Origin of the sequence: Brevundimonas guildfordensis, from assembly GCF_014836405.1 — a bacterium.
GTDB lineage: Bacteria > Pseudomonadota > Alphaproteobacteria > Caulobacterales > Caulobacteraceae > Brevundimonas > Brevundimonas guildfordensis.
This window is the reverse complement of record NZ_JACSQU010000001.1, coordinates 1,222,649-1,246,762: the sequence shown is the minus strand read 5'-3', so window position 1 is coordinate 1,246,762 and position 24,114 is coordinate 1,222,649. Positions and strand designations below refer to the sequence as shown.

Sequence of the window (24,114 nt, the reverse complement as noted above, 5' to 3'; positions counted from 1 at the left end):
CGGAGGTCCCGACAGTTAGCTTGAGCGCCGACAACGCCGCAGGATCAGGCCAGTTCCACCGCCATGGCCACGGCCTCGCCGCCGCCGATGCACAGAGAGGCTACGCCCTTCTTGCCGCCGCGCGCCTGAAGCGCCGCCAGCAGGGTGGACAGGATGCGCGCGCCCGAGGCGCCGATGGGGTGGCCCAGGGCCGTGGCGCCGCCGTTGACGTTCAGCTTGGCGCGGTCGATGCCCAACTCCTGCTGGGCGATCATGGCGACGACGGCGAAGGCTTCGTTGATCTCCCACAGGTCGACGTCCTCGACCGACCAACCGGCCTTCTTCAGCGCCTTTTGCATGGCCGGGACGGGGGCGGTGGTGAACAGGCCCGGCTCATGGGCGTGGGCGGCGTGGCTGACCACGCGGGCAAGGATGGGCAGGCCCAGCGCCTTGGCCGTGCTTTCGCGCGTCATGACCAGGGCGGCGGCGCCGTCCGAGATCGAGGAGGCGTTGGCGGCAGTGATCGCGCCGTCCTTGGTGAAGGCGGGGCGCAGGGTCGGAATCTTGGCGGCGTCGGCCTTGCCCGGCTGCTCGTCCTCGCTGACCGTCACCGGGCCCTTGCGGGTAGAGACCTCGACCGGGACGATCTCGGCCTTGAAGGCGCCCGAGGCGATGGCGGCCTTGGCGCGCGTCAGGCTCTCGATGGCGTATTCGTCCATCTGTTCGCGGGTGAACTGATACTGAGCCGCCGCATCCTCGGCGAAGACGCCCATGGCCTTGCCGGGGGAATAGGCGTCTTCCAGGCCGTCCATCATCATGCTGTCGACGATGACGTCGTGGCCGATGCGGGCGCCGCCGCGGTGCTTGTTCATCAGATAGGGGGCGCCGGTCATGGACTCCATGCCGCCCGCCACGATGACCTCGGCCGTGCCGGCCAGCAGGGCGTCATGCGCCATCATGGCGGCCTGGAGCCCCGAACCGCACATCTTGTTCACCGTCGTCGCCTCGACATGCTGGCCGAGGCCCGCGCCGATGGCGGCCTGACGCGCCGGGGCCTGGCCCAGGCCGGCGGGCAGGACGCAGCCCATGAAGATCTGCTCGACCTTTTCAGGCGCGACGCCGGCGCGCTCGACGGCGGCCTTGACCGCGGCGGCGCCCAGATCGGTCGCCTTCACCGGCGACAGGGCGCCCTGAAAGCCGCCCATCGGCGTGCGGGCGAAGGAGCATATGACGACAGGATCAGCGGCGGCGGTCATGGCGGGCGTTTCCGTTAGTGAATCGTTTCGAGGGGGATTAGGGGAGGCCAAGGCCAGCTGGCAAGCGGCGCCTCACAGCAGTTTGCGGCGCTGGCGAGCCAGGGCCAGCGGCCGTCCGTCCGCGCCCCAGGCGATCGCCTCGTCAACCGACCAGCCCAGACCGTGGTCCAGCAGACGGTATTCGAAGAAGGCCCAGCCCTCGGGCGCATTGTCGGGCGTCGGATCGTTCAGAAAGTCGCAGCGCAGGTCCACCGTCGTCATCATCGGCGGCGCCTTGAACGCCGTCCAGGCGGGCGGATAGAGGGCGTCCAGCAGGTAGCACATCCGCAGTTCGTCCAGCGGCGCGCCGTCCTTCACCCGCATCCAGACCCGCTCGACGATCGGCTTATCCTCGTTGCCGCCCAGAATGTTGGGGCCGCCGTTGAAGCGATATTCCACGTGTTGGGCGAAGCGGGGGGCCATCGGGCCGCTGATGCCCGGCGCGTCCTTCAGGCTGTCCAACGAGGGCGGCGCCGCCGCCAGCGGGGTCAATGGGGTCGGCGTGGGGCCGTCGGCGCCGTAGGTGGCGCTGGCGTGATGGGTCAGGCGGCTGCCTTGCCCGCCCTCGACCACGGCGTAGGCGACGTTGCGTCCGCCGCGCAGCATCCGGGGGCGGAACTGAAGGGGCTGGCCGTAACGGGCGGCGGCCAGATACTGAACCGTCAGGCTGCGCAGCGGCGCCTCGATCTTCAGCCCCTGACGCATGGCGCCGGCGCACAGCGCCGCCAGCAGGCCGCCGAAGGGGAAGCCCGCTTCGGGCGGGGCGCTGACCGGGCCGTTGGAAAAGTCACCTGACAGATGGGCGGCCAAGGCGCCGTGATCCGAGGGGGTCAGGCGGAAGGCGGCTTGGATCAGGTCAGACTCGGTCATGAGGCACTTCGAAAAGCGGAGGCGGAACCTGCGAGGGCGCCGCCCCCGAGTCGAGGGAAGGATACGGCCAGCAATCGGCCGTGTCCGTTGCGAATAGAAACTTACCTACTCCGTCGCGATTGGCAACCCTTGTCAAAAGCCTGACGCGGGGTCACTTTCACGGCATGGGACGCACCGCTGACTATTCGCGACAGAGCTGCTCGGTCGCCGCCACCCTCGAGGTGATCGGCGACCCGTGGACCATGCTGGTCATCCGCGACGCCTTCAACGGCGTCACCCGCTTCGAGCAATGGCAGGACCGGCTGGGCGTGGCGCGCAACGTTCTGGCCGCGCGGCTGAAGTCGCTGGTGCGTCACGGCGTGCTGGAGCCGCGACCCTATTCCGTACGCCCGCCGCGCAACGAATACGTGCTGACGGCCAAGGGCAAGGATCTGTACGGCGTCCTGGTCACGCTGAACGCCTGGGGCGCCAAGCATGTGTACGGCGAGGAGCCGTCGGGCGTCATCTTGCGCCACAAGAGCTGCGGCCACGACCTGCAGCCCCGCATTGCCTGCGGATGCTGCAATGAGATGGTCCGACCGCGCGACGTCGAGGTCCTTTTTGCGAAGAACCGTGCGACCGTCGGCGAGGTCATGCCGACCAAGGACGAGGCGGCATAGGCCTCAGACAGCCGCCGCCTCGGTCGACTGGATGAAGCCTCCACCCAGCACGCGCTCGTCGTCGGCCGGATCGTAGAGCACGCAGGCCTGGCCCGGGGCGACGCCTTCCTCGCCCTGATCGAACACCACCTGAACGGCGTCATCTGCAAAGGCCAGATGGGCCGGGGAGGGCTGGCGCGTCGAGCGGACGCGGGCCAGCACCGGGGCGCCGTCGCGGGCGGCCTCCTCGATGGTGGCCTGGTCGCCCAGCCAGTTGGTTTCCTCCAGCGTCAGGCGCGCAGTCAGCAGGGCTTCGCGCGGGCCGACGATGACGCGGCGATGCTCAGGATCCAGCTTGACCACGAACAGAGGCTCGCCCACGGCGACGTTCAGCCCCCGGCGCTGGCCGATGGTGTAGTCGGTGATGCCCGAATGGCGGCCCAGAACCCGGCCGTCCATGTGGACGATGTCGCCGGCCTCGCGCCCCTGCGGGCGCAGGCGGTCGATCAGAGTGCGGTAGTCGCCGGTGGGAACGAAGCAGATGTCCTGGCTATCCGGCTTGGACGCGATTCGCAGGCCCAGCGACGCGGCGACGCCCCGCACCTGGGGCTTCTCCAGATCGGCCAGGGGGAAGCGCAGATAGTCGAGCTGATCCTGGGTCGTGGCGAACAGGAAGTAGGACTGGTCGCGCGAATGATCGACCGCCTTCCTCATCTGCGAGCGGTTGCCGTGCGTGGCGCGGCGGACGTAGTGGCCGGTCGCCATCGCCTCGGCCCCCAGATCGCGCGCGACGTCCAGCAGGTCGCGGAACTTCACCGTCTGATTGCAGCGGATGCAGGGAACCGGCGTCTGGCCCTTCAGATAGGAGTCGGCGAACTGGTCGATCACCGCGTCCTTGAAGCGGTTTTCATAGTCGAGGACATAGTGCGGAATGCCGATTAGATCGGCGGCCAGACGGGCGTCGTGAATGTCCTGACCGGCGCAGCAGGCGCCCTTCTTCTTCAGCGCCTCGCCGTGGTCGTAGAGTTGCAGGGTCACGCCCACCACGTCATAGCCCGCCTTGTGCAGCAGGGCGGCGACGACGGTGGAGTCCACGCCGCCCGACATGGCGGCGACCACGCGCGCGCCGGCGGGCAGGCCCACGGCCTGACGCACGCTCTCGATCGCGGCGTCCATGTCGGCTTGCGACATGGGGGCGATGTCGGGAACGGGGCAGAGGATGTCGTCGGTCAGGGCGTCCATAGTCATCGCCGCCATTTAGGCCTTAAGGCGCGCGATTTCGAGGCCTGGCTTAAAACGATGACGCGCCAATGAAAAAGACCGCCCCGTTTCTGGAGCGGCCGTGATCATGCGTTCAGGCGAAAAGGCCTAGTCGCGATAGCTCTGGATGCGCGTGGTGCGCAGGCCCTGCATGCCCCATTTGTCGATGGCCTTCTGCCAGGCCAGGAACTCCTCGGCCGTCAGTCGATACTTCTCAAGGGCGTCTTCCAGGCTGATCAGCCCGCCGCGCACCGCGGCCACCACCTCGGCCTTGCGCCGGATAACCCAGCGGTTCGTGTCCGAGGGCGGAAGGTCGCGCAGGGTCAGGGGCGTGCCCGTCGGCCCGACTACGTACTGTTCGCCGTTACTGTTAAGGCGTCGCTCTTGCAGCATGGGCTTAAGCCTCTCTCACCACCACCATAGACGCGCAGGCTAGGCCCCCGCCCGCTAAAGGGCGTTTAAGCGTCGTGGTGAAGGAATGGCTAAGACGCATCCGTCCGGCCGGGCGCCTTCTGCGCCGCCTAAAGGAAGGATTCATCGAGTCTAACGAGACCTTGCTCATGGATTCCTGTTGGCCGATCAGCGCTTGATGTTGATCAGCTCCGCCAGCATCTCGTCGGCGGTGGTGATGATCTTGGACGAGGCCGAATAGGCGCGCTGGGTGGTGATCAGGCCGGTGAACTCCGTCGACAGGTCGACGGTCGAGGCTTCCAGCTGTTGCGCGCCCAACAGGCCTGCGCCGCCCGTGCCGGGGGCCTTCAGGTTGAAGGTGCCTGAGTTCTGGCTGACCCGGAAGGCGTTGCCCGCGACTTCGGTCAGGCTGTCGGCGCTGGGGAAGGTGGCCAGGGCGACCTGGGCGATCTTGCGCATGACGCCGTTGTCGAAGATGGCGGTGACGAAGCCCGCCTCATCGATCTTCACCTCGGTCAGGTTCCCGAAGGCGGTGCCGTTCGTATAGGTGGCCTGGACGATGGAGGTGCTGTCGTACTGCGTCAGGCCGCCAGTGGAAGCGGCCAGGTCGAAAGTGATGGTCTGGGCCGCTAGACCTTCCGAGCCAGACCAGACGCCGTTATCGTCGGGGCCTGGCGCAGCGCCAGAGGCGGCGAGGGTGATGGTAGCCTTGGTCGTATCAGGAAAAAGCGCGTTGGGGCCGGCAAAGCCGGTGTCCAGACGGCCGTCCGGTAAGAACTTCACCAGACCGCTTTTCAGCGGCAAGTCCGCGTTTTCGACTGAGCCGTCCGGGGCATGAATTTCCGCGAACCAAGTATTGGGCTCATCGGCCTTCTTTAGGAAGGAGATCGTCATCATTCGCGCTCCGCCCTTGGAGTCGGACACCGGCACGCTGATCTGAAAGTCCGCCCTGGTTCCCTGATTGGGCGCGGCCGGGTCATAAGAGGCCATGGAGCGAGTGGCTGAGGTTGGATCATAAGCGAGCAGACCCGGAGGGGCGAGCGCGGCCTGCTCGGCAGCCTCTGACGGTCTCTGACTGGATTTCAGGTTGGCGTTCAGGCCGACGCGGGTCGTCGGTTCGGCGGCGCCGCCGACCGAGCCGACGTTGATGGTGCGCAGACGCGTCATGTCGGACGGGTCGACATTGACCGTGCCATCGGCGGCTACTGGCCAGCCCTGCAGATACAGGCCCGAGGTGTTCTGCAGATAGCCCAGATCGTCGATCTTGAAGGCACCCGCGCGAGTGAACAGACGCGTGTCGGACGGGGCCAGGTTTTCGGACTTTTCGGTGACGACGAAGAAGCCCTGACCGGCGATGGCCAGGTCGGTGCCCGAGGTGGTGCGCTGAAGTTGGCCCGCCTGGCTGATGAAGTGACGGGCGGTCGCCTGAACCCCGCCGGCGGAATAGCCGACGCCCTGGGTCTGGGCGTTGACGACGGTGGAGAACTCCGTCGCCGCACGCTTGTAGCCGACCGTGTTCACATTCGCGATGTTCTGCGAGATCGTCGAAAGGGCCGCGGCGTTCGCGGTCAGGCCGGACACGCCGGCCAGCATGGCGCCGTTGATGCTCATGGCTGGGGTTCCTTACGAGAGAAGATTGAAGGGGTTGAGTTTCGAAGCCAGGGCGCTGAGCGCGCCTGCGTCCTCGTTGGAATCGGGTTTGGCGGCGGCCTTGTGTTCTTCCAGCGCGATCAGGCTGGACACGGGCATGATCGACTTGCCGATGACGACGAAGGGGGTGTTGTCGTACATCTCGACCCCGGTGACGCGGCCGCGGATCAGCACCTGGCTGCCGACATCCTTGCCCGCGCCGTCCTTGGCGACGACCTTCAGCGTATAGACGCCGCCATCGTCCACCTGGCCGCCGCCGGTGGTCTTTCCGTCCCACTTAAAGTCATGCAGGCCGTTGGTCTTGTCCGGCGCCGGGCCGCTCCAGACCACCTTGCCCGAGGCGTCCAGCACCTGAAGCGTGGCGTCGGTCGCATCGGCCGCCAGCTCATAGCTCCAGCTGGCTTCGCCGTCTTCGAAGCGTGTGGCGGACCAGACGGCGGTGGCGTCCTTGCCGATATAGGGCGCGGCGCCGGTCAGGCCGTCGCCCTGCTGGGCCTTCAGCAGACCGGTCAGCAGGTCGTTGGTCAGCAGTTGCTGCTCGACGCCCGCCATCTGGGTCAACTGGGCGGTGAACTCATTGGAGTCGACCGGCGACAGCGGGTCCTGGTTCTTCAGCTGGGTGGTGAGCAGCGACAGGAAGGTCTGGAAGTTGGAGGCCAGCATCTGGCCTCCGGCGTTCACCCGGCCTGCGGCGTTGTTGGAGGAGACGGCGTCAACCATCGTCAAACCTTCAGATCGACGCGGTCAGGCGTCAGGGAAAGGGACGTCCAGGCGCTGTGCGGCGGAACGACGGAATCGGCCTCTGCGGCCAGTCGGGCGGCGCCGGTAAAGGCGCGGCGGTCGGGTTGGCGCTCGAAGGCGCCGCCGCCGAAGCCGGACGAGGGATCGCGTTCAGCGAACTCCAGGTCATCGCTCGACAGGTGAAGACCCGCCTCCATCAGCTGGCGGCGCAGTTCATCAGCGCGGGCGCGCAGGTCGGCGGCGGCGGCCGGGGTGTCGAAGGCCAGACGGGCCGTGACCTGACCGTCGGACTCGATCTCAAGGCTGACATCGACCCGGCCCAGACCCTCAGGCGTCAGCGCCATGTCGAAGCGGGTCGAGCGGCCGTCCAGCTTCTTGATGATCTGGGCGGCGATCTGGGCTGTGGTCTCGACCGTGGCGCGCGATAGCTGCGACAGGCCGAGGTCGCGCGACGCGGCAGACGCCTCGGGCCCGACCGTTTCGGCGAAGGCCGGGGGCGGAACCGGCGCGTCCGCGTCAGCCGAAGGCGGAGCGAGCGCGGGCGGGGGCGCGGTTGGCGCGGCGGGCGATGCTGCGGGGGAGGGCCGAGCGGCGGGCGCTGTGGCGGCCGCCGGATTATCGGTTGACGTGAGGCGCTCGGCCGATGACCGCTCCGAGCCGCCCTCCGCCGACGCTGATGCTTGGATGGCTTCGCGCGCTGAGGCCAGTCGCTCTCCGGCGCCCGAGCGGAATCCGGTCACGCCCGGCAGGGTGGGGATCGGGCTGGACGACGCAGGCGAGGCCGGGCGGGCCGGCGCGACAGCCTCGGTCGGCTCCTCGCCTTCGGCAGGCGGGCCATCGGCCGGGGCGTCTGACTCCTCGGCGCCGACGGCAGGCGGCGCCTTGGAGACTGAAACAACGCCGGGAACGGACAGGGCTGCGGGCTCGGTCGCAGCGGGCGTCTCAGGGACTGTCGGACCGGCGGGGGCGGCGAATGCGGACGGAGCGAGAGCAGCCGGAGCGACAGGCGCGGCGACGAGGGACGCGTCTGCGTTCGGCGTCTCCGCTTCGGGAGACGCGTCGGCGATTTGTTCAAGTATGGGCTGTTCGGGCGCGGGGGGCGTGTGCAGCGGCGCGCTGTCGCTCTCACCTGCCAGCGCCAGTCCGCTGGCGGCAAGCTGTTGAGGCCCAGGCGCCGGAGCGAACCAGATCGGAATCATGGCGATGGCCGCGCCCCTGTCCTCGGGCTCAGTTTGCGCGGCGGGCGCCCTGACGGGCGAGGGAGCGGCGGCTGGGGCCTCGGGCGCCTCTTCCTTGAGCATCAGGTCCGCGAACATGGCGCTGTCCGCCGCCGCCTCGATCGAGGCGTCCGGGCCCGCACCGTCGGGGGCGGCGGGCGTCAGGACAGACAGAATGCTGAGGGCGGACATGCGGAGGCAGGCGCTTTCGGTCGGTAGGGCGGCGCCTGCTGCGCCTGGGTCATTCGGCAAAGCCTCCGCAAGCCCCGGGCCAAATCGAGGTGTAGGCGCTAACCATTTGATATAACTGTATCTTCTGTCTTGGCGGCACGCTGCCCGCACTCTCCAGCGCCGGGCGCTTCTTGCCGCGCCTGTCGCTTTTTGCCGGGCGAAGACGGCGCCGCGCGACTTGGCCCGCGCCTTGCCTCCCTCACCTGGGAACGCACAGGGGCCGAATGCCGATGTCGAGGAAAATCAAAGAGATGGTCAGAAGACCCGCTCAATTCGCCGGGCAAGATCTGCACGCTTGCCTGCAAGGCTTGCCGAGCGCGCGCCCGTCGATCCGCCCATCGATCAGCCTGGGCGCAGGAGCCGTCTGATGTCCCTCAACTCGATCATGAACATCGCCACCTCGGGCATGAATGCGGCCCAGACGCAGTTGCGGGTGGTTTCGGACAACGTCTCCAACGTCAACACGCCCGGTTATGTCCGCAAGATCGCCGACCAGCAGTCCTGGGCCAGTCAAGGCGTGGGCGCAGGCGTCGAGATCGCCCGCATCCGCCTGGCGACCGACCGTTTCCTGCAGGCGGCCAGCCTGAACGCCAGCGCCGACGTCGGGCGCCAGACGGTGCGCTATGAACTGTATGACCGTATCCAGTCGATGTTCGGCGACCCCGGCGCCAACAGCGGTTTCTTCTCGCAGATCGACAGCGTCTTCGCCGCCTTCGCCGCCTCGGCCGAGAATTCGACATCCGGTCCCGCGCGTCAGGACGCCATCTGGAAGACCCAAGGGCTGTTCGACGAAGCGGCTCGCATCAACAGTCAGATTCAGTCGGTGCGCGAAGACGCCGACGCCCGCATCAAGAGCGCGGTCGAGACGGCCAACAGCCTGCTGGAGCAGATCGAAAAGCTGAACGTCGAGATCGCCAAGGCCACGGTGGTCAATGCGGACTCATCCGGCGCCCAGACAGCGCAGGCCGCCCTGATCGACCAGTTGTCCGGCCTGATGGACGTTCGCATCACCGGGCGCGCGGTCGGCGGGGTCGAAATCCGCACCGGCGCCGGCATCCTGCTGGCGGGGCAGGGCGCGGCCAAGCTGGACTATGCGCGCGCGGGCGCTGTCGCGGCTGAGACGGTGTTCAACGAGATCACGGTCATAGAGCCGCCTGCCGGAAAGGCCCGCTCCCTGGCCGAAGGGCTGGGTTCGGGCGAGATCAAGGGCCTGCTGGAACTGCGCGACGGAGAGGCCCCGGCCACCGCCGAGCGTCTGGCTGAACTGATGTCGCGGCTGGCCGACGAACTGAACCGGGCGCACAACGCCTCCTCGGCCGCGCCGCCGCCGAACAGCCTGACCGGGCGCAATGTGGGCCAGTCGCTGGAGACCGCGCTGGCGGGCTTTACCGGCCGAACTTCCATCGTCATCACCAATGATCAGGGCGTCGCCCTGCACAAGGCAGACCTGGATCTGGCGACGATGAACCCGGCGACCTTCCTGGCCGATCTGAACGCCCAGTTGGGAACCAACGGCAGCGCCAGCTTTGTCGATGGACGACTGAAAATAGAGGGCGCGCCGGGCACGGGGGTCGTGGTGGTCGATGACCCCGCTGCGCCGTCGACCAAGGGCGGGCGCGGCTTTTCGCACTTTTTCGGCCTGAACGACCTGATCGCCAGCAACCAGCCGGCGGTCTACGAAACCGGCATGATAGGCACGTCGCAGCATGGCTTCCCGGCCGGCGAGACCATCACCTTCCGCTTCAGCGACGCCGCGAGCGCCAAGCTGCGCGATATCCAGGTGGCGGTCCCCGCTGGGGGAGACATGACCAGCCTGCTGGCGGCGCTGAACGATCCGATGACCGGCGCCGGGCGCATGGGAACCTTCAGCCTCAACACGGCGGGCGAGATGGCGTTCACGCCGCGGCCGGGTTCCGGCGCGCAGCTCTCGGTGCTTCAGGACCGCACGACCCAAGTTCCGTCGGGCGTGTCGCTGAGCGCCTTGTTCGGTCTTGGCGGCGCGCGCGCCTCGCGCGCGGACGCCTTCTCGGTGCGGGCGGATATTGTGCGCGATCCGGCCTTGATGGCCTTCGCCAAGGCGGACGCGACAGGCGGTCTTGGCACGGCGGTCGTCGGCAAGAACGACGCGCGCGGCGCTCGGCTTCTCGCCGCCGCGGGCGAGAACGCCACGACCTTCTCGACGGCGGGCGGATCCGCGGGCGGCTCCATGTCTCTGTCGCGCTATGCGTCGGAAATGTCGGGCGAGATCGGTAGTCGGGCCGCTATGGCCAAGAACAACGCCGCCAGCGCTGCAGCCCTGGCCAAGGAGGCGACGGCTCGTCGCGTTTCCGTCGAAGGCGTCAATCTGGACGAGGAACTGGTGCTGATGACCACCTATCAGCAAGCCTTTAACGCTTCGGCGCGCATGGTTCAGGCCGCCAAGGACATGTACGATATCCTGCTGGGGATGGTGCGATGACCCGCGTCTCGACGTATGGAAATTATCAGTCGGCCCTGCTGGACCTGATGTCGGCCCAATCGCGCGCCGAGATGGCCCAGAAGAAGGTCAACACCCAGAAGAACGCCACCGATCTGTCCGGCTTCGGGCGGGGATCAGAGACGGTCAGCGCGCTGAAGTCCAGCCAGACCCGCATCCAGACCTTCATCGAAACCAACAAGTCCGTCGCCGCCAGGCTGGAGACCCAGAACCTGGCGATGGAGCGGGTCGCAGACGCCGCCACCGCCGCGCGCCAGGTCCTTGCCGACGCCATCGCCGCAGGGCGGATGGACGCGATGATGGCTTCCTTGGAAAGCTTGTTCATGGAGGCTCAGGACGGGCTGAACATGAAGCATCAGGGCAAGTATCTGTTCAGCGGAGGGGCCACTGACCGCGCGCCTGTGGACCTGCCTGACATCGTCGGCCAGCCCGGCGCCACCATGATGGCCAAGCTGGCGGCCTTGCCTGATGAGAGCGCGGCCTTCCGCAACGACCAGCTGAATCAGTCGTCCTGGCTGGACGAGAACGTGTCGATGGACACCGGCTTCCTGGCGGACGCCCTGGGGACAGAGCTGTTCGCCATCTTCCGCGAGATCCAGCTGGCCCATGAGGCGGCGCCGCTGGAAGGGCAGATGACCGACGCGCAGAAGGACTTTCTGACGACGCAGATGAGGCTGTTCGAGGGGGCGGCCAAGGGCGTCGTCGAACGGCAGGCTGTCAATGGCGGGATGCAGAACCGGGTCGATCGCCTGCTGGAATCGCAGGAGGCGCGCAAGATCTCGGTCGACACGATCCTGTCTGGCAAGACCGACGCCAACATGGCGGAGGCCGTGGTCGAGCTGGAGATGGCCCAGATGGCCCTGCAGGCGTCGGCCCAGGTGATCAGCCAGCTCCGACAGGTCTCGCTGCTGGACTATCTGCGCTAGCGCCTCGCTTTCCGGTCCTTCTGAACAAAACCGGCTCCGCGACGTTCACAAAGCTGCGCCGTGACGGGGAGGGCTTGGCTTGCGCTCAGCAAGGCCGGAAGAGTTCAAGTGTTGTCATCAGTCGTTGACGCCCGGCGAAAAGCATAGCTTTAAGCCGCGTAGGCGTGCGAACGGGCCTGTGTCAGTGTCGAACTCATGAATCGGGCGGACTTTCAGATTGACGACCAACAGGACGGCCAGGCCCGGTTGCGGCTGGCCGGAGACTGGTCGACGGTGTCGGTCGGCAGTCTGGGCGACCGACTGAAGACCGAGCTTGACGGGCGGCCGGTCACGGCGTTGGACCTGGACGATCTCGGCCGTTTCGATACGGCGGGGGCCCTGGCCGTGGCCCAGGCGATGAGCCGTCCTATCCCCGAATCCGCCTGGTCGGCTCGGCCGGAGGCGGGGCGGCTGTATCGCATGGTGGCCAAGCTGGACTGCATGACAGCCGAGCCGCCGCGCCGGTCGGCGCCGATGACGCGCGGCTTCGCCAAGGTCGGACGCGGCGTCTATGACTTCGGCGCGGAGGCCATGCTGTCGCTGGCGTTCCTGGGCCGGCTGATGGCCGCTATGGTCACGACGCTGAAGCATCCCGGCAAGATCCGCTGGGCCGCCTGGTTCAGCCAGGCTGAGCGCACGGGGCTGGACGCCATTCCGATCGTGGTGGTGACCAACTTCTTTATCGGCGCCGTGGTGGCCTTCATCGGCGTGGACCTGCTGACCCAGTTCGGCGCCGGGGTGTTCTCGGTTCAACTGATCGGCGTGGCCGTCTTCCGCGAGTTCGCGGTGGTGATCACGGCGGTGCTGCTGGCGGGTCGTTCGGCCTCGTCCTTCGCCGCCGAAATCGGCTCGATGCGCATGACGCAGGAAGTGGACGCGATGCGGGTGATGGGCGTCGATCCCTTCCAGGCCCTGGTCATTCCGCGTCTGGCGGCCCTGCTTATCATGCTGCCGCTGCTGACGTTCCTGGCCATGCTGGGCGGGCTGCTTGGCGGCGTGCTGGTGTCGTGGAGCCAACTGAACCTGGGCCCGGCCTTCTTTTTCCAGCGGCTGGTCGAGGACGGTTACATGCCGACCCACATGATGGTGGGTCTGATAAAGGCGCCCGTCTTCGCCCTTGTCGTCGCGGCCATCGGCTGCCGCCAGGGCATGTCGGTGGCGGGCGACGTCGAAAGCCTGGGGCGTCGCGTCACGGCGGCGGTGGTGCAGGCCATCTTCGCCATCATCCTGCTGGACGCTGTCTTCGCCCTGATCTTCATCGAGCTGAAAATATGACGGACGAGACGCGCGCAGCAGTCGGCGACCGCGAGGCGCTCATCCAGGTGCGGGGCCTGCTCAGCCAGTTCGGCGACCGGGTCATCCACCAGGATCTCGACCTGGACGTGATGCGCGGCGAAGTGCTGGGCGTCGTCGGCGGGTCCGGCACCGGCAAGACGGTGCTGCTGAACTCCATCATCGGCCTGAAGGAGCCCGAAGGCGGGGAAGTGCGCCTGTTCGGTCAGGACCGCAGCGCCATGACCAAGGAAGAGGCCGCCGCCGTGGAGCGCCGCACCGGCGTGCTGTTCCAGCAGGGGGCGCTGTTCTCCTCGCTGACGGTGCTGGACAATGTGGCCTCGCCGCTGGTCGAGCATACGAAGCTGCCCAAGAGCACCATCCGCGAACTGGCCGAGATGAAGGTCGCCATGGTGGGTCTCAAGCCCGAGGCGCTTTATCTGAAGCCGGCCGAGCTGTCGGGCGGGATGCGCAAGCGCGTCGGCCTGGCTCGCGCCCTGGCGCTGGACCCCGAACTGGTCTTCCTGGACGAGCCGACGGCGGGGCTGGACCCTATCGGGGCGGCGGCGTTCGACGACCTGATCCGTCAGCTGTCGGACGACCTGGGGCTGACGGTCTTCATGATCACCCACGATCTCGACAGCCTTTACGCCATCTGCGACCAGGTGGCGGTTCTGGCGGACAAACATGTGGTGGCCAAGGCCCCGGTCACAGAGCTGGAACGCTCGGACCACCCTTGGATCAAGGAATACTTCCTGGGGCCGCGCGGACGCGCCGCCCACAAGACGGCGGCCTGAGGAGGACGCGAAACGATGGAAAGAGACGCTCATTACGCTGCCGTCGGCATCGCCACCGTCGCCCTTCTGGTGGCGCTGGCGGTCTTCACGATCTGGTTGGCGCGGCTGCAGTTCAGTAAGGATTTCGATGTCTATGACATCGTGTTCTACGGGCCTGTGCGCGGCCTTTCGGAGGGCGGCGAGGTCCACTTCAACGGCATCCGCGTCGGCGAGGTGACGAACCTGAACCTGGACCCCAAGAAGGGGGACCAGGTCATCGCCCGGGTGCGACTGAACGGGACGACCCCGGTGCGGGTGACCTCTCGCGCCCAGCTGGAGCCGCAGGGGATCACCGGCTTGAACTACATCCAGATCACTGCGGGCACGCCGGAAAGCGCCCTGCTGAAGGAACAGTATCCCGACAACGTGGTGCCGGTGATCCAGAGCCAGCCCAGCCCCATCGCCGAACTGCTGAGCGGGTCCGGCACGGTGCTGGCCCAGACGGTGGACGCCCTGAACCGCATCAATCGCGTCATGTCCGACGACAACATCCGCAGCTTCTCGACCAGCGTGAAGAATGTCGAGGCGCTGACGGCCGAACTCGAAGCGCGCAAGGGGATGTTCCAGCAGCTTGAAGAGACGATCACCAAGGCCAACGCCGCTGTCGGCGAGTATCAGGCCCTGGGCGCCAGCGCCCGCCAGATGATCGACACTGACGGCAAGCAGGCGATCGCAAATATCAACAAGGCGACGCAGGAGGCGCAGGCCGCCATCGCCTCCATCAACCGCTCGGCGACCGGACTGGAAGGGCCGCTCGGCGACTTCGGCACTCAGACGGTGCCGCAACTCAATGACACCATCCGCCAACTGGATCGGGCGACGCGCTCGCTCCAGTCGCTGATCGACAACGTGAGCGAAAGCCCGCGGGCTTTCATCACCAAGCCGGCATCCAAGGAAATCGAGGTGCAGCCGTGATCCGTTCCAGACTGATGATTGCGGCGGCGGCTGTCGCCCTGGCCGGGGGTGTGTCGGGCTGCGCCCTGCTGTCGACGCCCGACCCGGTTCAGCTCTATCGCTTTGGCGGCGCTTCGGCGTTTGCGGGGACGGGAGCGACGTCAGCCTGCCCCGAGGTCCATGTCGCGCTGCGGCGCGTGGATTTCGTCGAGGCCGCGCGCGGCGACCGCGTGCTCGCCGTGACCGGGGCCGAGGCGGCCTACATCAAGGGGGCCCGTTGGGTCTCGCCTTCGGAGATCCTATTCGAGGAGGCCCTGCGCAACGCCTTCCTGGACGGTGCGGCCTGCACCGTGCTGAGCAGCGGCCCGATCGCGCGCGACGGCTTGCTGCTGAACGTGGACGTCCGCCGGTTCGAGGCGACCTACGCCGCGCCGGGCGCTGTGCCGGATGCAAACATCGTGGTGCTGCTGCGTCTGATGCAGCCCGGCGACCGCTCGATCGTCGCCGAGGACCGCATCTCGGTCAGCGACAGCGCGGGCGAGAACCGTCAGTCCGCCATTGTCGCCGCCTTCGACCGCGCCACCGCTGAGGTCAGCCGCCAGATCGTCGTCTGGACCGACCAGCAAGCCAGCCAGGCGGCGCGAGGCTCCTAGTACGCAAGCGCATGAAAAACCCCGGCGGCCGCGCGGCCGCCGGGGTTTCCATTTTCAGAACGGGAGCAGGGCGGTTCAGCCCACGCCCGGCGCCACCGTGTAGTCGGCCTCGGTCTTGGCCGCGACCTCGTCCAGCGAGACGCCGTCGGCCAACTCGATCAGCTCCAGGCCCGAACCGTCCGGCTTGACGTCGAACACCGCCAGATCGGTGATGATGCGGCTGACCACGCCCGTGCCGGTCAGCGGCAGGGTGCAGGCCTTCAGCACCTTGGACTGGCCATGCTTATTGGCGTGATCCATCACCACGACCACGCGCTTGACGCCCGCGACCAGGTCCATCGCCCCGCCCATGCCTTTCACCAGCTTGCCGGGGATCATCCAGTTGGCGATGTCGCCGTTCTGGGCCACTTCCATGGCGCCCAGGATCGACAGGTTGATGTGGCCGCCGCGGATCATGGCGAAGCTTTCCGAGGAGCTGAAATAGCTGCTCTCGGGAATCTCCGTGATCGTCTGCTTGCCGGCGTTGATCAGGTCGGGGTCTTCCTCGCCCTCATAGGGGAAGGGACCCATGCCCAGCATGCCGTTCTCGCTCTGCAGCGTGACGGTCATGCCTTCGGGGATGTAGTTGGCCACCAGGGTCGGGATGCCGATGCCCAGGTTCACATAGAAGCCGTCCTGCAGCTCCTTGGCGGCGCGTTCAGCCAGCTGTTCGCGAGTACGAGCCATTACGCGGACTCCTTCTGACGCACGGTGCGCTGTTCGATGCGCTTTTCGGACACGGTCTGGATCAGGCGGTCGACATAGACCCCCGGCGTGTGGATGTGGTCCGGATCGATCGAGCCGACGGGGACGATCTCCTCGACCTCGACCAGCGTGACCTTGCCGGCAGTGGCCATCATCGGGTTGAAGTTGCGCGCCGTCTTGCGGAACACCAGATTGCCGCGCTCGTCGGCCTTCCACGCCTTGACGATGGACAGGTCGGCGACCAGCCCCGTCTCCATCACGTAGTTGCGGCCGTTGAACTCGCGCACTTCCTTGCCTTCGGCGACCAGGGTGCCGACGCCGGTGGCGGTGAAGAAGGCGGGAATCCCCGCGCCGCCCGCGCGGATGCGCTCGGCTAGGGTGCCTTGGGGATTGAACTCCAGCTGCAGCTCGCCGGCCAGATACTGGCGCTCGAACTCCTTGTTCTCGCCGACGTAGGACGAGATCATCTTGGCGATCTGGCGCGTCTCCAGCAGCTGGCCCAGGCCGAAGCCGTCCACGCCGGCGTTGTTGGAGATCACCGTCAGCCCCTTCACGCCCGAGGCTTTCAGCCCGGCGATCAGGTTCTCGGGGATGCCGCACAGGCCGAAGCCGCCAGACATGACGGTCATGCCGTCGAATGTAAACCCCTCCAGCGCGGACGTCACGTCAGCGTAAATCTTGCTCATCGGGCTCCCTTTTTCACCGTCTGATGAATATCGCGGTCTTCTTCGTCCTTAAAGCGGGCGAGAGGAGGGAGCAAGCGCGTTGCGTCGAAAGGCTTGGCGGTTGACCCCGCGACCTTGGGGCGACACACCTACGGCCACACAAGACTGACTCAGTGGGGAAACTTTATGCGCAATCGACTGCTGGGGGTGGCCTTGCCCGCCCTGGTTCTGGCAGCGGCCGTGCCGGCTCTGATGCTGCCCGTCGTGGCGATGGCCCAGGATGCGGCGCCGACCTATCAGCAACCGCCCGCGCCGATCGCCCAGATTCTGGACGCCAAGCCGAACCCGGGCGTCAGCGTCAGCCCCGATCGCAAGACCCTGCTGCTGACCGACCGCTCCAACCTGCCCAGCATCGCGGAGCTGTCCGAGCCGATGCTGCGGCTGGCGGGATATCGCATCAACCCGCGCAATAACGGCCCGGCCAACAGCCGCGTCTCCTGGCTGACGGGGCTCAGCTTCCAGTCGATCGGCGGCGGCGCCGCGCGGTCCGTGTCGGGCCTGCCCGCCAATGCGCGCCTGACGAACGCCGCTTGGGCGCCGGACGGCAAGACGGTCGCCTTCCTGGTCAACGTCCCCAACGGACTGGAGCTGTGGGTCGCCGATGTCGCCCAGGCCAAGGCGCGCAAGCTGAACGGGCCGATGGTCAACGCCGCCTCCGGTTCGGGATTCTCCTGGCTGCCGGACTCCTCAGGCCTGCTGGTTCTGGCCGTTCCGACCGGGCGCGGCGTGGCCCCGAACGTGGATCATCCGCCCGAGGGGCCGATCATCACCGAGACAGGCGGACAGGCCGCGCCCGTTCGGACCTATCAGGACCTGCTGTCCAATGCGGGCGACGAGGCGCTGTTCAACCACTACTTCACCAGCCAGCCGACGGTGGTGACGCTGAACGGCCGCGCCCGCACCGTGGGACAGCCGGGCGTCATTCTGGGCCTGTCGACCTCGCCGGACGGCCGTTACCTCCTGCAGACGCGGGTGAAGAAGCCCTACAGCTATGTGGTTCCGGCGCGGCTGTTCCCGACGGACGTGGTCGTCACGGATCTGAACGGGCGCGAAGTTCACCGCGTCGCTGATCTGCCGCTGCGGGACAATGTGCCGACGCCGTTCGACGCCGTGGCGCCGGGGCCGCGGTCGGTCCAGTGGCGCGCCGACGCCGACGCCACCCTGGTCTGGGCCGAGGCTCAGGACGGCGGCGATCCGCGCAACGCCGCCGAGGTGCGCGACCGCGTCTTCATGCTGCGCGCGCCGTTCAACGACCGCCCGCAGGTCCTGCTCGACCTGAAGGAGCGGTACGCCGGGACCACCTGGGGCCGCGACGACGTCGCCATCGTGGACAGCCGCTGGTTCAACACCCGCCACGAGACCCGCACCCTGGTCGACCCGTCCAATCCGGGGCAGGGCCGCGTCCTGGTCGATCGCAACTATCAGGACCGCTACAACGATCCGGGCTCGGTGATGACCGAGCCGAACGCGCGCGGCCGCTCGGTCATGCGCTTCAACGCCGACGGCTCCAAGGTCTTCGTCGAGGGCAACGGCGCGACGCGCGAGGGCCAGTATCCCTTCCTCGACCTGATGGACCTGAAGACCGGCCAGAGCGAACGTCTGTGGCGCTCGGCCCAGGGCGAGTACGAGACCGTGGTCGGCGTGCTGGACGAGAACGGCCGCAAGCTGGTCACCTATCGCGAAAGCCGCACCGACCCGGCCAACCTGCGCGTGCGTGATCTGGACGGTGGCGTGACGGCCCTGACCGCCTTCCCGGATCCGGCGCCGCAACTGGCCGGTGTCAGCCGCGAGCTGATCACCTACACCCGCGACGACGGGGTCGAGCTGTCGGGGACGCTGTATCTGCCCGCCGGCTACGATAAGGGCCGCGACGGCCCGCTGCCGCTGCTGATGTGGGCCTATCCGGCCGAGTTCACCGACGCCGCCGTCGCCGGTCAGGTCGTCGACACCGACAACCGCTTCGTGCGGCCGGGCGGCTCCAGCCACCTGTTCCTGCTGACGCAGGGCTACGCCATCCTGGACAACCCGACGATGCCGATCATCGGCCGCGACGGGGCCGAGCCGAACGACACCTACATCGAGCAGCTGTCGGCCAGCGCCAAGGCGGCGGTCGACGCCGTGGTGGCCCTGGGCGTGGCCGACCGGGAGCGCATCGCCGTCGGCGGCCACTCCTACGGCGCCTTCATGACCGCGAACCTGCTGGCCCACACCGACCTGTTCAAGACCGGCATCGCCCGTTCGGGCGCCTATAACCGCACCCTGACGCCGTTCGGCTTCCAGGCCGAGCAGCGGTCCTATTGGGAGGCGACCGACACCTACAACGCCATGTCGCCCTTCACCTACGCCAATAAGGTCAACGAGCCGATCCTGCTGATCCACGGCGAAGAGGACGATAACTCGGGCACCTTCCCGGTGCAGACCGAGCGCTTCTATGCGGCGCTGAAGGGCAACGGCGCCACGGCGCGCTATGTCGTCTTGCCGTTGGAGGCGCACGGCTATCGCGCGCGGGAGTCCGTCGGCCACACCCTGTATGAAATGGGCGCCTGGCTGGATCGCTGGATGAAGCCGGCGGCGACGACCGGACAGGAGTGATCAGCGATCCCACTCCGGCGTCTCTCCATAGAGGCCGGTCAGGAAGTCGATGAAGGCGCGGACGCGGGTTTCGGCCCGCGCCCGCCCTGCCGTCAGGGCGAAGATCGCCACGTCGGACGAGCCGGCATATTGAGGCAGCACTACCTTCAGCCGCCCGTCGCGCAGTTCGTCCCCGACATCCCAGGTCGAACGCAGGGCGACGCCGAGGCCCGCCAGAGCCAACTCGCGGGCCACTTCGCTTGAGTTGGTCCGCACCCGGCTGCGGGCGCGGAAGACGACAGGACCTTCGGGACCCTCCAGCCGCCAGGTCGACTGGTTCTCGGCCGCCAGCTGGGCGTGGCGGCGCAGGTCGTCCAGACTGTCCGGCGCGCCGTGCTCGGCCAGATAGGCGGGCGAGGCGCACAGCACCCGCCGGTTCGGCGCCAGTCGGTGCATCAGCGGGTTTTCCGCTTCATAGCCGCCGATCCGCACCGCCACGTCCACGTCCTCGGCCATCAGGTCCACGAAGGCGTCGGTCAGGTTCAGCTCCAGTGTCAGGCGCGGCTGCGCCTCCAGAAACGGGGCCAGCAGCGGCGCCAGCCGCCGCCGCCCGAACGAGGTCGGCGCCGATACGCGCAGCAGGCCGCGCGCCTGGGTCGTGCGGCGCGACACCACGGCCTCAAGGTCCTCGACCCCTTCCAGAAGCTGCGCCGCCCGATCATAGACCAGCCGCCCGGCCTCGGTTGGGGCCAGACGGCGCGACGTCCGCTCGATCAGCCGCACCCCCAGCCGGTCCTCCAGCCGCGCCAGCCTGCGCGAGGCCACGGCGGGCGACAGGTCCAGCCGACGCGCGGCGGCGGACAGGCTGCCTTCCTCCAGAGCGCGGACGAAGATTTCATACTCTGCCAGCATGACGGGTTCTCACCATTGTGGATTCCGCAAAGATAGGCCGCATTCTGCGCCGTGGATAGCGGCGGCCATTCAGGCGTAGTCTTCAGCCTGAAGGAGACCGCCATGTTCGACGCCCCCACCACCCCCGCCGACGCCTATGTCCGCCACGGCAGCCTGAAGGTCGCCGTCGAGCTGGACGCCTTCGTGCGTGAGCAGGCGGCGCCGGGGTCCGGCGTAAGCGCCGACGCCTTCTGGGCTGGGGTCGAGGGGCTGCTGGCCCGTTTCGGCCGCCGCAACCGCGACCTGCTGGAGCATCGCGACGAACTGCAGCGCAAGCTGGACGACTGGCACCGCGCCTATCCGGGCCGGCCGGATCAGGCGGCCTATCAGGCCTATCTGCGCGAGATCGGCTACATCGAGCCCGAGCGCGACGGCGTGCGGGCCGAGACCGCTGAGGTCGACCCTGAGATCGCCAGCATGGCCGGGCCGCAACTGGTCGTGCCCCTGACCAACGCCCGCTATCTGCTGAACGCGGCCAATGCGCGTTGGGGCAGCCTGTATGACGCGCTTTACGGCACCGACGCCCTGGGCGAGGCGCCGAAGGCGGGTGGCTATGATGTCGAGCGCGGCGCTCGCGTGATCGCCCGCGCTCGCGCGCTCTTGGATCAGGCGGCGCCGTTGGCGGAAGGCGGCCATGCCGAGGCGGTCGGCTATCGCATCGACGGCGGGCGGTTGGTCGTTGTCCTGTCCGGGGGGCGCGAGACGGGGCTGGCCGATCCGGCCGTTTTCGCCGGTCATGCGGGACAGGCGGCGGCGCCGTCCGGCGTCCTGCTGCGTCACAACGGCCTGCATCTGGAGATCGTCATCGACCGCGCGCACCCCATCGGCCGGGACGACCCGGCGGGCGTCGCCGATGTCGTGGTCGAGGCGGCTCTGTCGGCCATCGCCGACGCCGAAGACAGCGTCGCCGCCGTCGACGCGGCGGACAAGCGGCTGGTCTACGCCAACTGGCTGGGCCTGATGCGCGGCGATCTTCAGGCGGATTTCGAGAAAGACGGCCGCACGGTCGAGCGGCGCCTGACCCCGGACCGCCTCTATACGGCGCCGGATGGATCGACGCTGGCCCTGAAGGGGCGCAGCCTGATGCTGGTGCGCAACGTCGGCCTGCACCTGACGACCGACGCCGTGCTGGACGCCCATGGGCGTGAGACGCCCGAGCATCTGCTGGACATCGCCATGACCGGCCTGATCGGCCTGCACGACCTGCGCCGCCCGATTGAGGCGCGCAACAGCCCGGCCGGCTCGGTCTATGTGGTGCGGCCCAAGATGCACGGCTCGGACGAAGTGGCGTTCAGCGACGAGCTGTTCGGCGCGGTCGAGACCATGCTGGGTCTGCCTGCCCTGACGCTGAAGATGGGCATCATGGACGAGGAACGCCGCACCAGCGTCAACCTGATGAACTGCATCGCGGCGGCGAAGAGCAGGGTGGTCTTCATCAACACCGGCTTCCTGGATCGCACCGGCGACGAGATCCACACGGTGATGGAAGGCGGCCCTGTCGTTCGCAAGGAGGCGGTGCGCGAGACCGGCTGGATCAAGGCCTATGAGGACCGCAACGTCGACATCGGCCTGAAGGCGGGCCTGTCGGGGCGGGCGCAGATCGGCAAGGGGATGTGGGCCGCGCCGGACCGCATGGGCGACATGCTGGCGGCCAAGGCGGGCCATCCGCGCGCGGGCGCCTCGACGGCCTGGGTTCCCTCGCCGACGGCGGCGACCCTGCACGCGTTGCACTATCACGAGGTCGACGTCTGGGCGCGTCAGGCCGAGATCGCGACGCGCGCACCGACCGGCCTGACGCCCCTGCTGACGCCGCCGTTCGCGACCGGAACGCCGGGCGCGGATGAAATCCGGCAGGAGCTGGACAACAACGCCCAGGGCATCCTCGGCTACGTCGTGCGCTGGGTGGATCAGGGCGTCGGCTGCTCCAAGGTGCCGGACATCCACGACGTGGGCCTGATGGAGGATCGGGCGACGCTGCGCATCTCCAGCCAGCACCTGGCCAACTGGCTGCGCCATGGCGTCAGGACCGAGGACGCGGTCATGGAGGCGCTGAAGCGCATGGCCGTGGTGGTGGATCGCCAGAACGCGGGTGATCCGGCCTATCGCCCGTTGGCGCCGGGATATGACGGTCCGGCGTGGCAGGCGGCCTGCGATCTGGTGTTCAAGGGCAGGGAACAGCCCAACGGCTACACCGAACACCTGCTGACTCACTGGCGCCGCAAGGCCAAGGCGCGGGGCTGACCACACACGCCACCGCGCTTAAGCAGCGAAGCGCCGCGCGCCGAGCGATAGCGCAAACAGAAGAAGGGGCGCGACCGGCTGGCCGCGCCCCTTTTTTTCCAGGCGGGGGAGAAAGATCTTACGCCTTGGCGCCCGCGCGGCCCTTGGCCAGTTCGCGGTTCAGCCACAGGGCCAGCAGGGTGCAGATTGCGCCCGACAGCAGATAGGCGCCGCCCGCCACCAGGCCGAACTTGCCCGACAGCGCCAGGGCCGCCAGAGGAGCGAAGCCTGCACCGAACAGCCACGCCAGGTCCGAGGTCAGGGCCGAGGCGGTGTAACGGTTGGCCAGGCTGAAGCTGGAGGCCACGGCGCCCGAGGCCTGGCCGAACGACAGGCCCAACAGGATGAAGCCCAGGATCATATAGGTCAGTTCGCCCGTAGGGCCGCCGTCCAGAAGCTGGGGCGCGAAGCCCGAGAAGGCCGCGATGCCCGCCGCCGTGACCGCCAGCAGGGCGCGGCGGCCGTAGCGGTCGGCCAGCCAACCCGAGGCCAGAATGGCGAACAGGCCGAAGACGGCGCCGATCAGTTCGATGATCAGGAAGCGGCTGGGCGCCTCGTCGGTGTAAAGGAAAACCCACGACAGCGGGAACACCGTCACCATGTGGAACATGGCGAAGCTGGCCAGGGGCGCGAAGGCGCCGATGACGATGCTGCCGCCTTCTTCGCGCACCGCCTTGCCGACGGGCGCAGGGTGCAGCTCCAGAGTCTCGAAGGCGGCCTGGAAGGTCGGGGTGACCACGATGCGCAGGCGCGCGAACAGGGCCACCACGTTGATGGCGAAGGCGACGAAGAACGGATAGCGCCAGCCCCAGTCCATGAAATCGGCGGCCGACAGCTTGCTCAGGAAATAGGCGAACAGGGCGCTGGCCACGATCAGGCCGATCGGCGCGCCCAATTGCGGCACCATGGCGTACCAGCCGCGGCGCTTCTCAGGCGCGCTGACCGACAGCAGGGAGGCCATGCCGTCCCAGGCGCCGCCCAGGGCTACCCCTTGGCCGATCCGCAGAGCGATCAGCATGGCGGCCGCCCAGTGACCGACCTGCGCATGGCTAGGCAGGAAGCCCAGGCAGACGGTGGACAAGCCCAGCAGGAACAGGGCGATGGTCAGCTTTGTGCCGCGCCCGAAGCGCCGGTCGATGGCGATGAACAGGGCCGTGCCGAACGGCCGGGCGATGAAGGCCACGGCGAAGACGGCGAAGGACAGCAGCGTCCCGCCCAGCGGCCCTGCATAAGGAAACACCAGCTGCGGAAACACCACGACCGAGGCGATGGCGTAGACGAAGAAGTCGAAAAACTCCGACGTCCGGCCGATGATGACGCCGATAGCGATTTCGCCCGCGTCGATTTTGCCGTCTCGCGCGTTGATCCGGCTGGCGTCCCGTTCAAGGGGCTCTGAAGAAGGCGCGCCGCTGGCTGCGTTCATGACCGATGAGGCTCCGGGAACCGGGGCGCACG

20 protein-coding genes are annotated in these 24,114 nt (G+C 67.9%); 9 read left to right on the top strand and 11 right to left on the bottom strand.

Translation table 11 applies throughout. The annotated features are described in order from the left end of the window. Positions 1-44: 44 nt before the first annotated feature. Positions 45-1,235, bottom strand: a complete 1,191-nt coding sequence (locus H9656_RS06015; protein WP_191743279.1) for a thiolase family protein — start codon at positions 1,233-1,235, stop codon at positions 45-47. A 72-nt stretch (positions 1,236-1,307) separates the two neighbouring features. Next, positions 1,308-2,144, bottom strand: coding sequence for an acyl-CoA thioesterase (locus H9656_RS06010; RefSeq protein ID WP_191743278.1), 837 nt, complete (start codon positions 2,142-2,144; stop codon positions 1,308-1,310). A gap of 164 nt (positions 2,145-2,308) precedes the next feature. Here H9656_RS06010 and H9656_RS06005 point away from each other — a divergent pair, with 164 nt between their 5' ends. Next, positions 2,309-2,803 (top strand): winged helix-turn-helix transcriptional regulator, encoded by a 495-nt coding sequence (locus H9656_RS06005; RefSeq protein ID WP_191743277.1) that lies wholly within the window; start codon positions 2,309-2,311, stop codon positions 2,801-2,803. 3 nt (positions 2,804-2,806) lie between these two features. On the opposite strand, the gene mnmA is transcribed toward H9656_RS06005, so the two are convergent. The 5 genes from mnmA to H9656_RS14105 all read right to left on the bottom strand — a co-directional run bounded on the left by mnmA (position 2,807) and on the right by H9656_RS14105 (position 8,253). Beyond that, positions 2,807-4,039, bottom strand: a complete 1,233-nt coding sequence (gene mnmA, locus H9656_RS06000; RefSeq protein WP_191743276.1) for a tRNA 2-thiouridine(34) synthase MnmA — start codon at positions 4,037-4,039, stop codon at positions 2,807-2,809. 111 nt (positions 4,040-4,150) lie between these two features. Further along, positions 4,151-4,435 (bottom strand): CtrA inhibitor SciP, encoded by a 285-nt coding sequence (sciP, locus tag H9656_RS05995; protein ID WP_025978210.1) that lies wholly within the window; start codon positions 4,433-4,435, stop codon positions 4,151-4,153. A 186-nt stretch (positions 4,436-4,621) separates the two neighbouring features. Next, positions 4,622-6,064 carry a flagellar hook protein FlgE gene (locus H9656_RS05990; protein WP_191743275.1) on the bottom strand — a complete coding sequence of 481 codons (1,443 nt, stop codon included), beginning with the start codon at positions 6,062-6,064 and terminating at the stop codon, positions 4,622-4,624. 12 nt (positions 6,065-6,076) lie between these two features. Continuing rightward, positions 6,077-6,823: a flagellar hook assembly protein FlgD gene (locus H9656_RS05985; protein ID WP_191743274.1), complete on the bottom strand. Its 747-nt coding sequence runs from the start codon at positions 6,821-6,823 to the stop codon at positions 6,077-6,079. Between the two features lie 2 nt (positions 6,824-6,825). Beyond that, positions 6,826-8,253 carry a flagellar hook-length control protein FliK gene (locus H9656_RS14105; protein ID WP_225212242.1) on the bottom strand — a complete coding sequence of 476 codons (1,428 nt, stop codon included), beginning with the start codon at positions 8,251-8,253 and terminating at the stop codon, positions 6,826-6,828. Positions 8,254-8,659: 406 nt separating this feature from the next. Between H9656_RS14105 and flgK the strand changes: the two genes are divergently transcribed. The 6 genes from flgK to H9656_RS05950 all read left to right on the top strand — a co-directional run bounded on the left by flgK (position 8,660) and on the right by H9656_RS05950 (position 15,388). Next, positions 8,660-10,750 (top strand): flagellar hook-associated protein FlgK, encoded by a 2,091-nt coding sequence (flgK, locus tag H9656_RS05975; protein ID WP_191743273.1) that lies wholly within the window; start codon positions 8,660-8,662, stop codon positions 10,748-10,750. Then, the gene (locus tag H9656_RS05970) at positions 10,747-11,694 is read left to right on the top strand and encodes a flagellin (RefSeq protein WP_191743272.1); all 948 of its coding nucleotides are present in this window, start codon (positions 10,747-10,749) and stop codon (positions 11,692-11,694) included. Before flgK ends, H9656_RS05970 begins: the two co-directional genes overlap by 4 nt. A gap of 195 nt (positions 11,695-11,889) precedes the next feature. Beyond that, entirely contained in the window at positions 11,890-13,008 is a 1,119-nt protein-coding gene (locus tag H9656_RS05965; protein ID WP_191743271.1) for an ABC transporter permease, read from the top strand. Continuing rightward, positions 13,005-13,802 (top strand): ABC transporter ATP-binding protein, encoded by a 798-nt coding sequence (locus H9656_RS05960; protein WP_191743270.1) that lies wholly within the window; start codon positions 13,005-13,007, stop codon positions 13,800-13,802. Before H9656_RS05965 ends, H9656_RS05960 begins: the two co-directional genes overlap by 4 nt. Positions 13,803-13,817: 15 nt before the next feature. Beyond that, entirely contained in the window at positions 13,818-14,756 is a 939-nt protein-coding gene (locus H9656_RS05955; protein WP_191743269.1) for an MlaD family protein, read from the top strand. Then, complete coding sequence (locus H9656_RS05950; protein ID WP_318240599.1) at positions 14,753-15,388, top strand: ABC-type transport auxiliary lipoprotein family protein; 636 nt, start codon at positions 14,753-14,755, stop codon at positions 15,386-15,388. Before H9656_RS05955 ends, H9656_RS05950 begins: the two co-directional genes overlap by 4 nt. 75 nt (positions 15,389-15,463) lie before the next feature. Here the strand turns inward: H9656_RS05950 and H9656_RS05945 are convergent, their stop codons facing one another. Together H9656_RS05945 and H9656_RS05940 are read right to left on the bottom strand one after the other, a co-directional pair. Beyond that, on the bottom strand, positions 15,464-16,114 hold the full coding sequence (locus H9656_RS05945; RefSeq protein ID WP_191743268.1) for a 3-oxoacid CoA-transferase subunit B: 651 nt from the start codon (positions 16,112-16,114) through the stop codon (positions 15,464-15,466). Further along, positions 16,114-16,818 carry a CoA transferase subunit A gene (locus tag H9656_RS05940; RefSeq protein WP_191743267.1) on the bottom strand — a complete coding sequence of 235 codons (705 nt, stop codon included), beginning with the start codon at positions 16,816-16,818 and terminating at the stop codon, positions 16,114-16,116. Before H9656_RS05940 ends, H9656_RS05945 begins: the two co-directional genes overlap by 1 nt. Before the next feature lie 165 nt (positions 16,819-16,983). On the opposite strand from H9656_RS05940, the gene H9656_RS05935 reads away from it, so the two are divergent. Beyond that, positions 16,984-19,449 (top strand): S9 family peptidase, encoded by a 2,466-nt coding sequence (locus H9656_RS05935; RefSeq protein WP_191743266.1) that lies wholly within the window; start codon positions 16,984-16,986, stop codon positions 19,447-19,449. On the opposite strand, the gene H9656_RS05930 is transcribed toward H9656_RS05935, so the two are convergent. Beyond that, on the bottom strand, positions 19,450-20,340 hold the full coding sequence (locus H9656_RS05930) for a LysR family transcriptional regulator (RefSeq protein ID WP_191743265.1): 891 nt from the start codon (positions 20,338-20,340) through the stop codon (positions 19,450-19,452). Between the two features lie 102 nt (positions 20,341-20,442). Here H9656_RS05930 and H9656_RS05925 point away from each other — a divergent pair, with 102 nt between their 5' ends. Next, on the top strand, positions 20,443-22,620 hold the full coding sequence (locus H9656_RS05925) for a malate synthase G (RefSeq protein ID WP_191743264.1): 2,178 nt from the start codon (positions 20,443-20,445) through the stop codon (positions 22,618-22,620). A gap of 118 nt (positions 22,621-22,738) precedes the next feature. On the opposite strand, the gene H9656_RS05920 is transcribed toward H9656_RS05925, so the two are convergent. Further along, positions 22,739-24,082: an MFS transporter gene (locus H9656_RS05920; protein WP_191743263.1), complete on the bottom strand. Its 1,344-nt coding sequence runs from the start codon at positions 24,080-24,082 to the stop codon at positions 22,739-22,741. Positions 24,083-24,114: the final 32 nt, after the last annotated feature.

Excerpts from the sequence above, each read along its gene's own strand:
- H9656_RS06015 (WP_191743279.1), bottom strand. The coding sequence starts at position 1,235 with ATGACCGCCGCCGCTGATCCTGTCGTCATATGCTCCTTCGCCCGCACG.
- H9656_RS06010 (WP_191743278.1), bottom strand. The coding sequence starts at position 2,144 with ATGACCGAGTCTGACCTGATCCAAGCCGCCTTCCGCCTGACCCCCTCG.
- H9656_RS06005 (WP_191743277.1), top strand. The coding sequence starts at position 2,309 with ATGGGACGCACCGCTGACTATTCGCGACAGAGCTGCTCGGTCGCCGCC.
- mnmA (WP_191743276.1), bottom strand. The coding sequence starts at position 4,039 with ATGGCGGCGATGACTATGGACGCCCTGACCGACGACATCCTCTGCCCC.
- sciP (WP_025978210.1), bottom strand. The coding sequence starts at position 4,435 with ATGCTGCAAGAGCGACGCCTTAACAGTAACGGCGAACAGTACGTAGTC.
- H9656_RS05990 (WP_191743275.1), bottom strand. The coding sequence starts at position 6,064 with ATGAGCATCAACGGCGCCATGCTGGCCGGCGTGTCCGGCCTGACCGCG.
- H9656_RS05985 (WP_191743274.1), bottom strand. The coding sequence starts at position 6,823 with ATGGTTGACGCCGTCTCCTCCAACAACGCCGCAGGCCGGGTGAACGCC.
- H9656_RS14105 (WP_225212242.1), bottom strand. The coding sequence starts at position 8,253 with ATGTCCGCCCTCAGCATTCTGTCTGTCCTGACGCCCGCCGCCCCCGAC.
- flgK (WP_191743273.1), top strand. The coding sequence starts at position 8,660 with ATGTCCCTCAACTCGATCATGAACATCGCCACCTCGGGCATGAATGCG.
- H9656_RS05970 (WP_191743272.1), top strand. The coding sequence starts at position 10,747 with ATGACCCGCGTCTCGACGTATGGAAATTATCAGTCGGCCCTGCTGGAC.
- H9656_RS05965 (WP_191743271.1), top strand. The coding sequence starts at position 11,890 with ATGAATCGGGCGGACTTTCAGATTGACGACCAACAGGACGGCCAGGCC.
- H9656_RS05960 (WP_191743270.1), top strand. The coding sequence starts at position 13,005 with ATGACGGACGAGACGCGCGCAGCAGTCGGCGACCGCGAGGCGCTCATC.
- H9656_RS05955 (WP_191743269.1), top strand. The coding sequence starts at position 13,818 with ATGGAAAGAGACGCTCATTACGCTGCCGTCGGCATCGCCACCGTCGCC.
- H9656_RS05945 (WP_191743268.1), bottom strand. The coding sequence starts at position 16,114 with ATGGCTCGTACTCGCGAACAGCTGGCTGAACGCGCCGCCAAGGAGCTG.
- H9656_RS05940 (WP_191743267.1), bottom strand. The coding sequence starts at position 16,818 with ATGAGCAAGATTTACGCTGACGTGACGTCCGCGCTGGAGGGGTTTACA.
- H9656_RS05935 (WP_191743266.1), top strand. The coding sequence starts at position 16,984 with ATGCGCAATCGACTGCTGGGGGTGGCCTTGCCCGCCCTGGTTCTGGCA.
- H9656_RS05930 (WP_191743265.1), bottom strand. The coding sequence starts at position 20,340 with ATGCTGGCAGAGTATGAAATCTTCGTCCGCGCTCTGGAGGAAGGCAGC.
- H9656_RS05925 (WP_191743264.1), top strand. The coding sequence starts at position 20,443 with ATGTTCGACGCCCCCACCACCCCCGCCGACGCCTATGTCCGCCACGGC.
- H9656_RS05920 (WP_191743263.1), bottom strand. The coding sequence starts at position 24,082 with ATGAACGCAGCCAGCGGCGCGCCTTCTTCAGAGCCCCTTGAACGGGAC.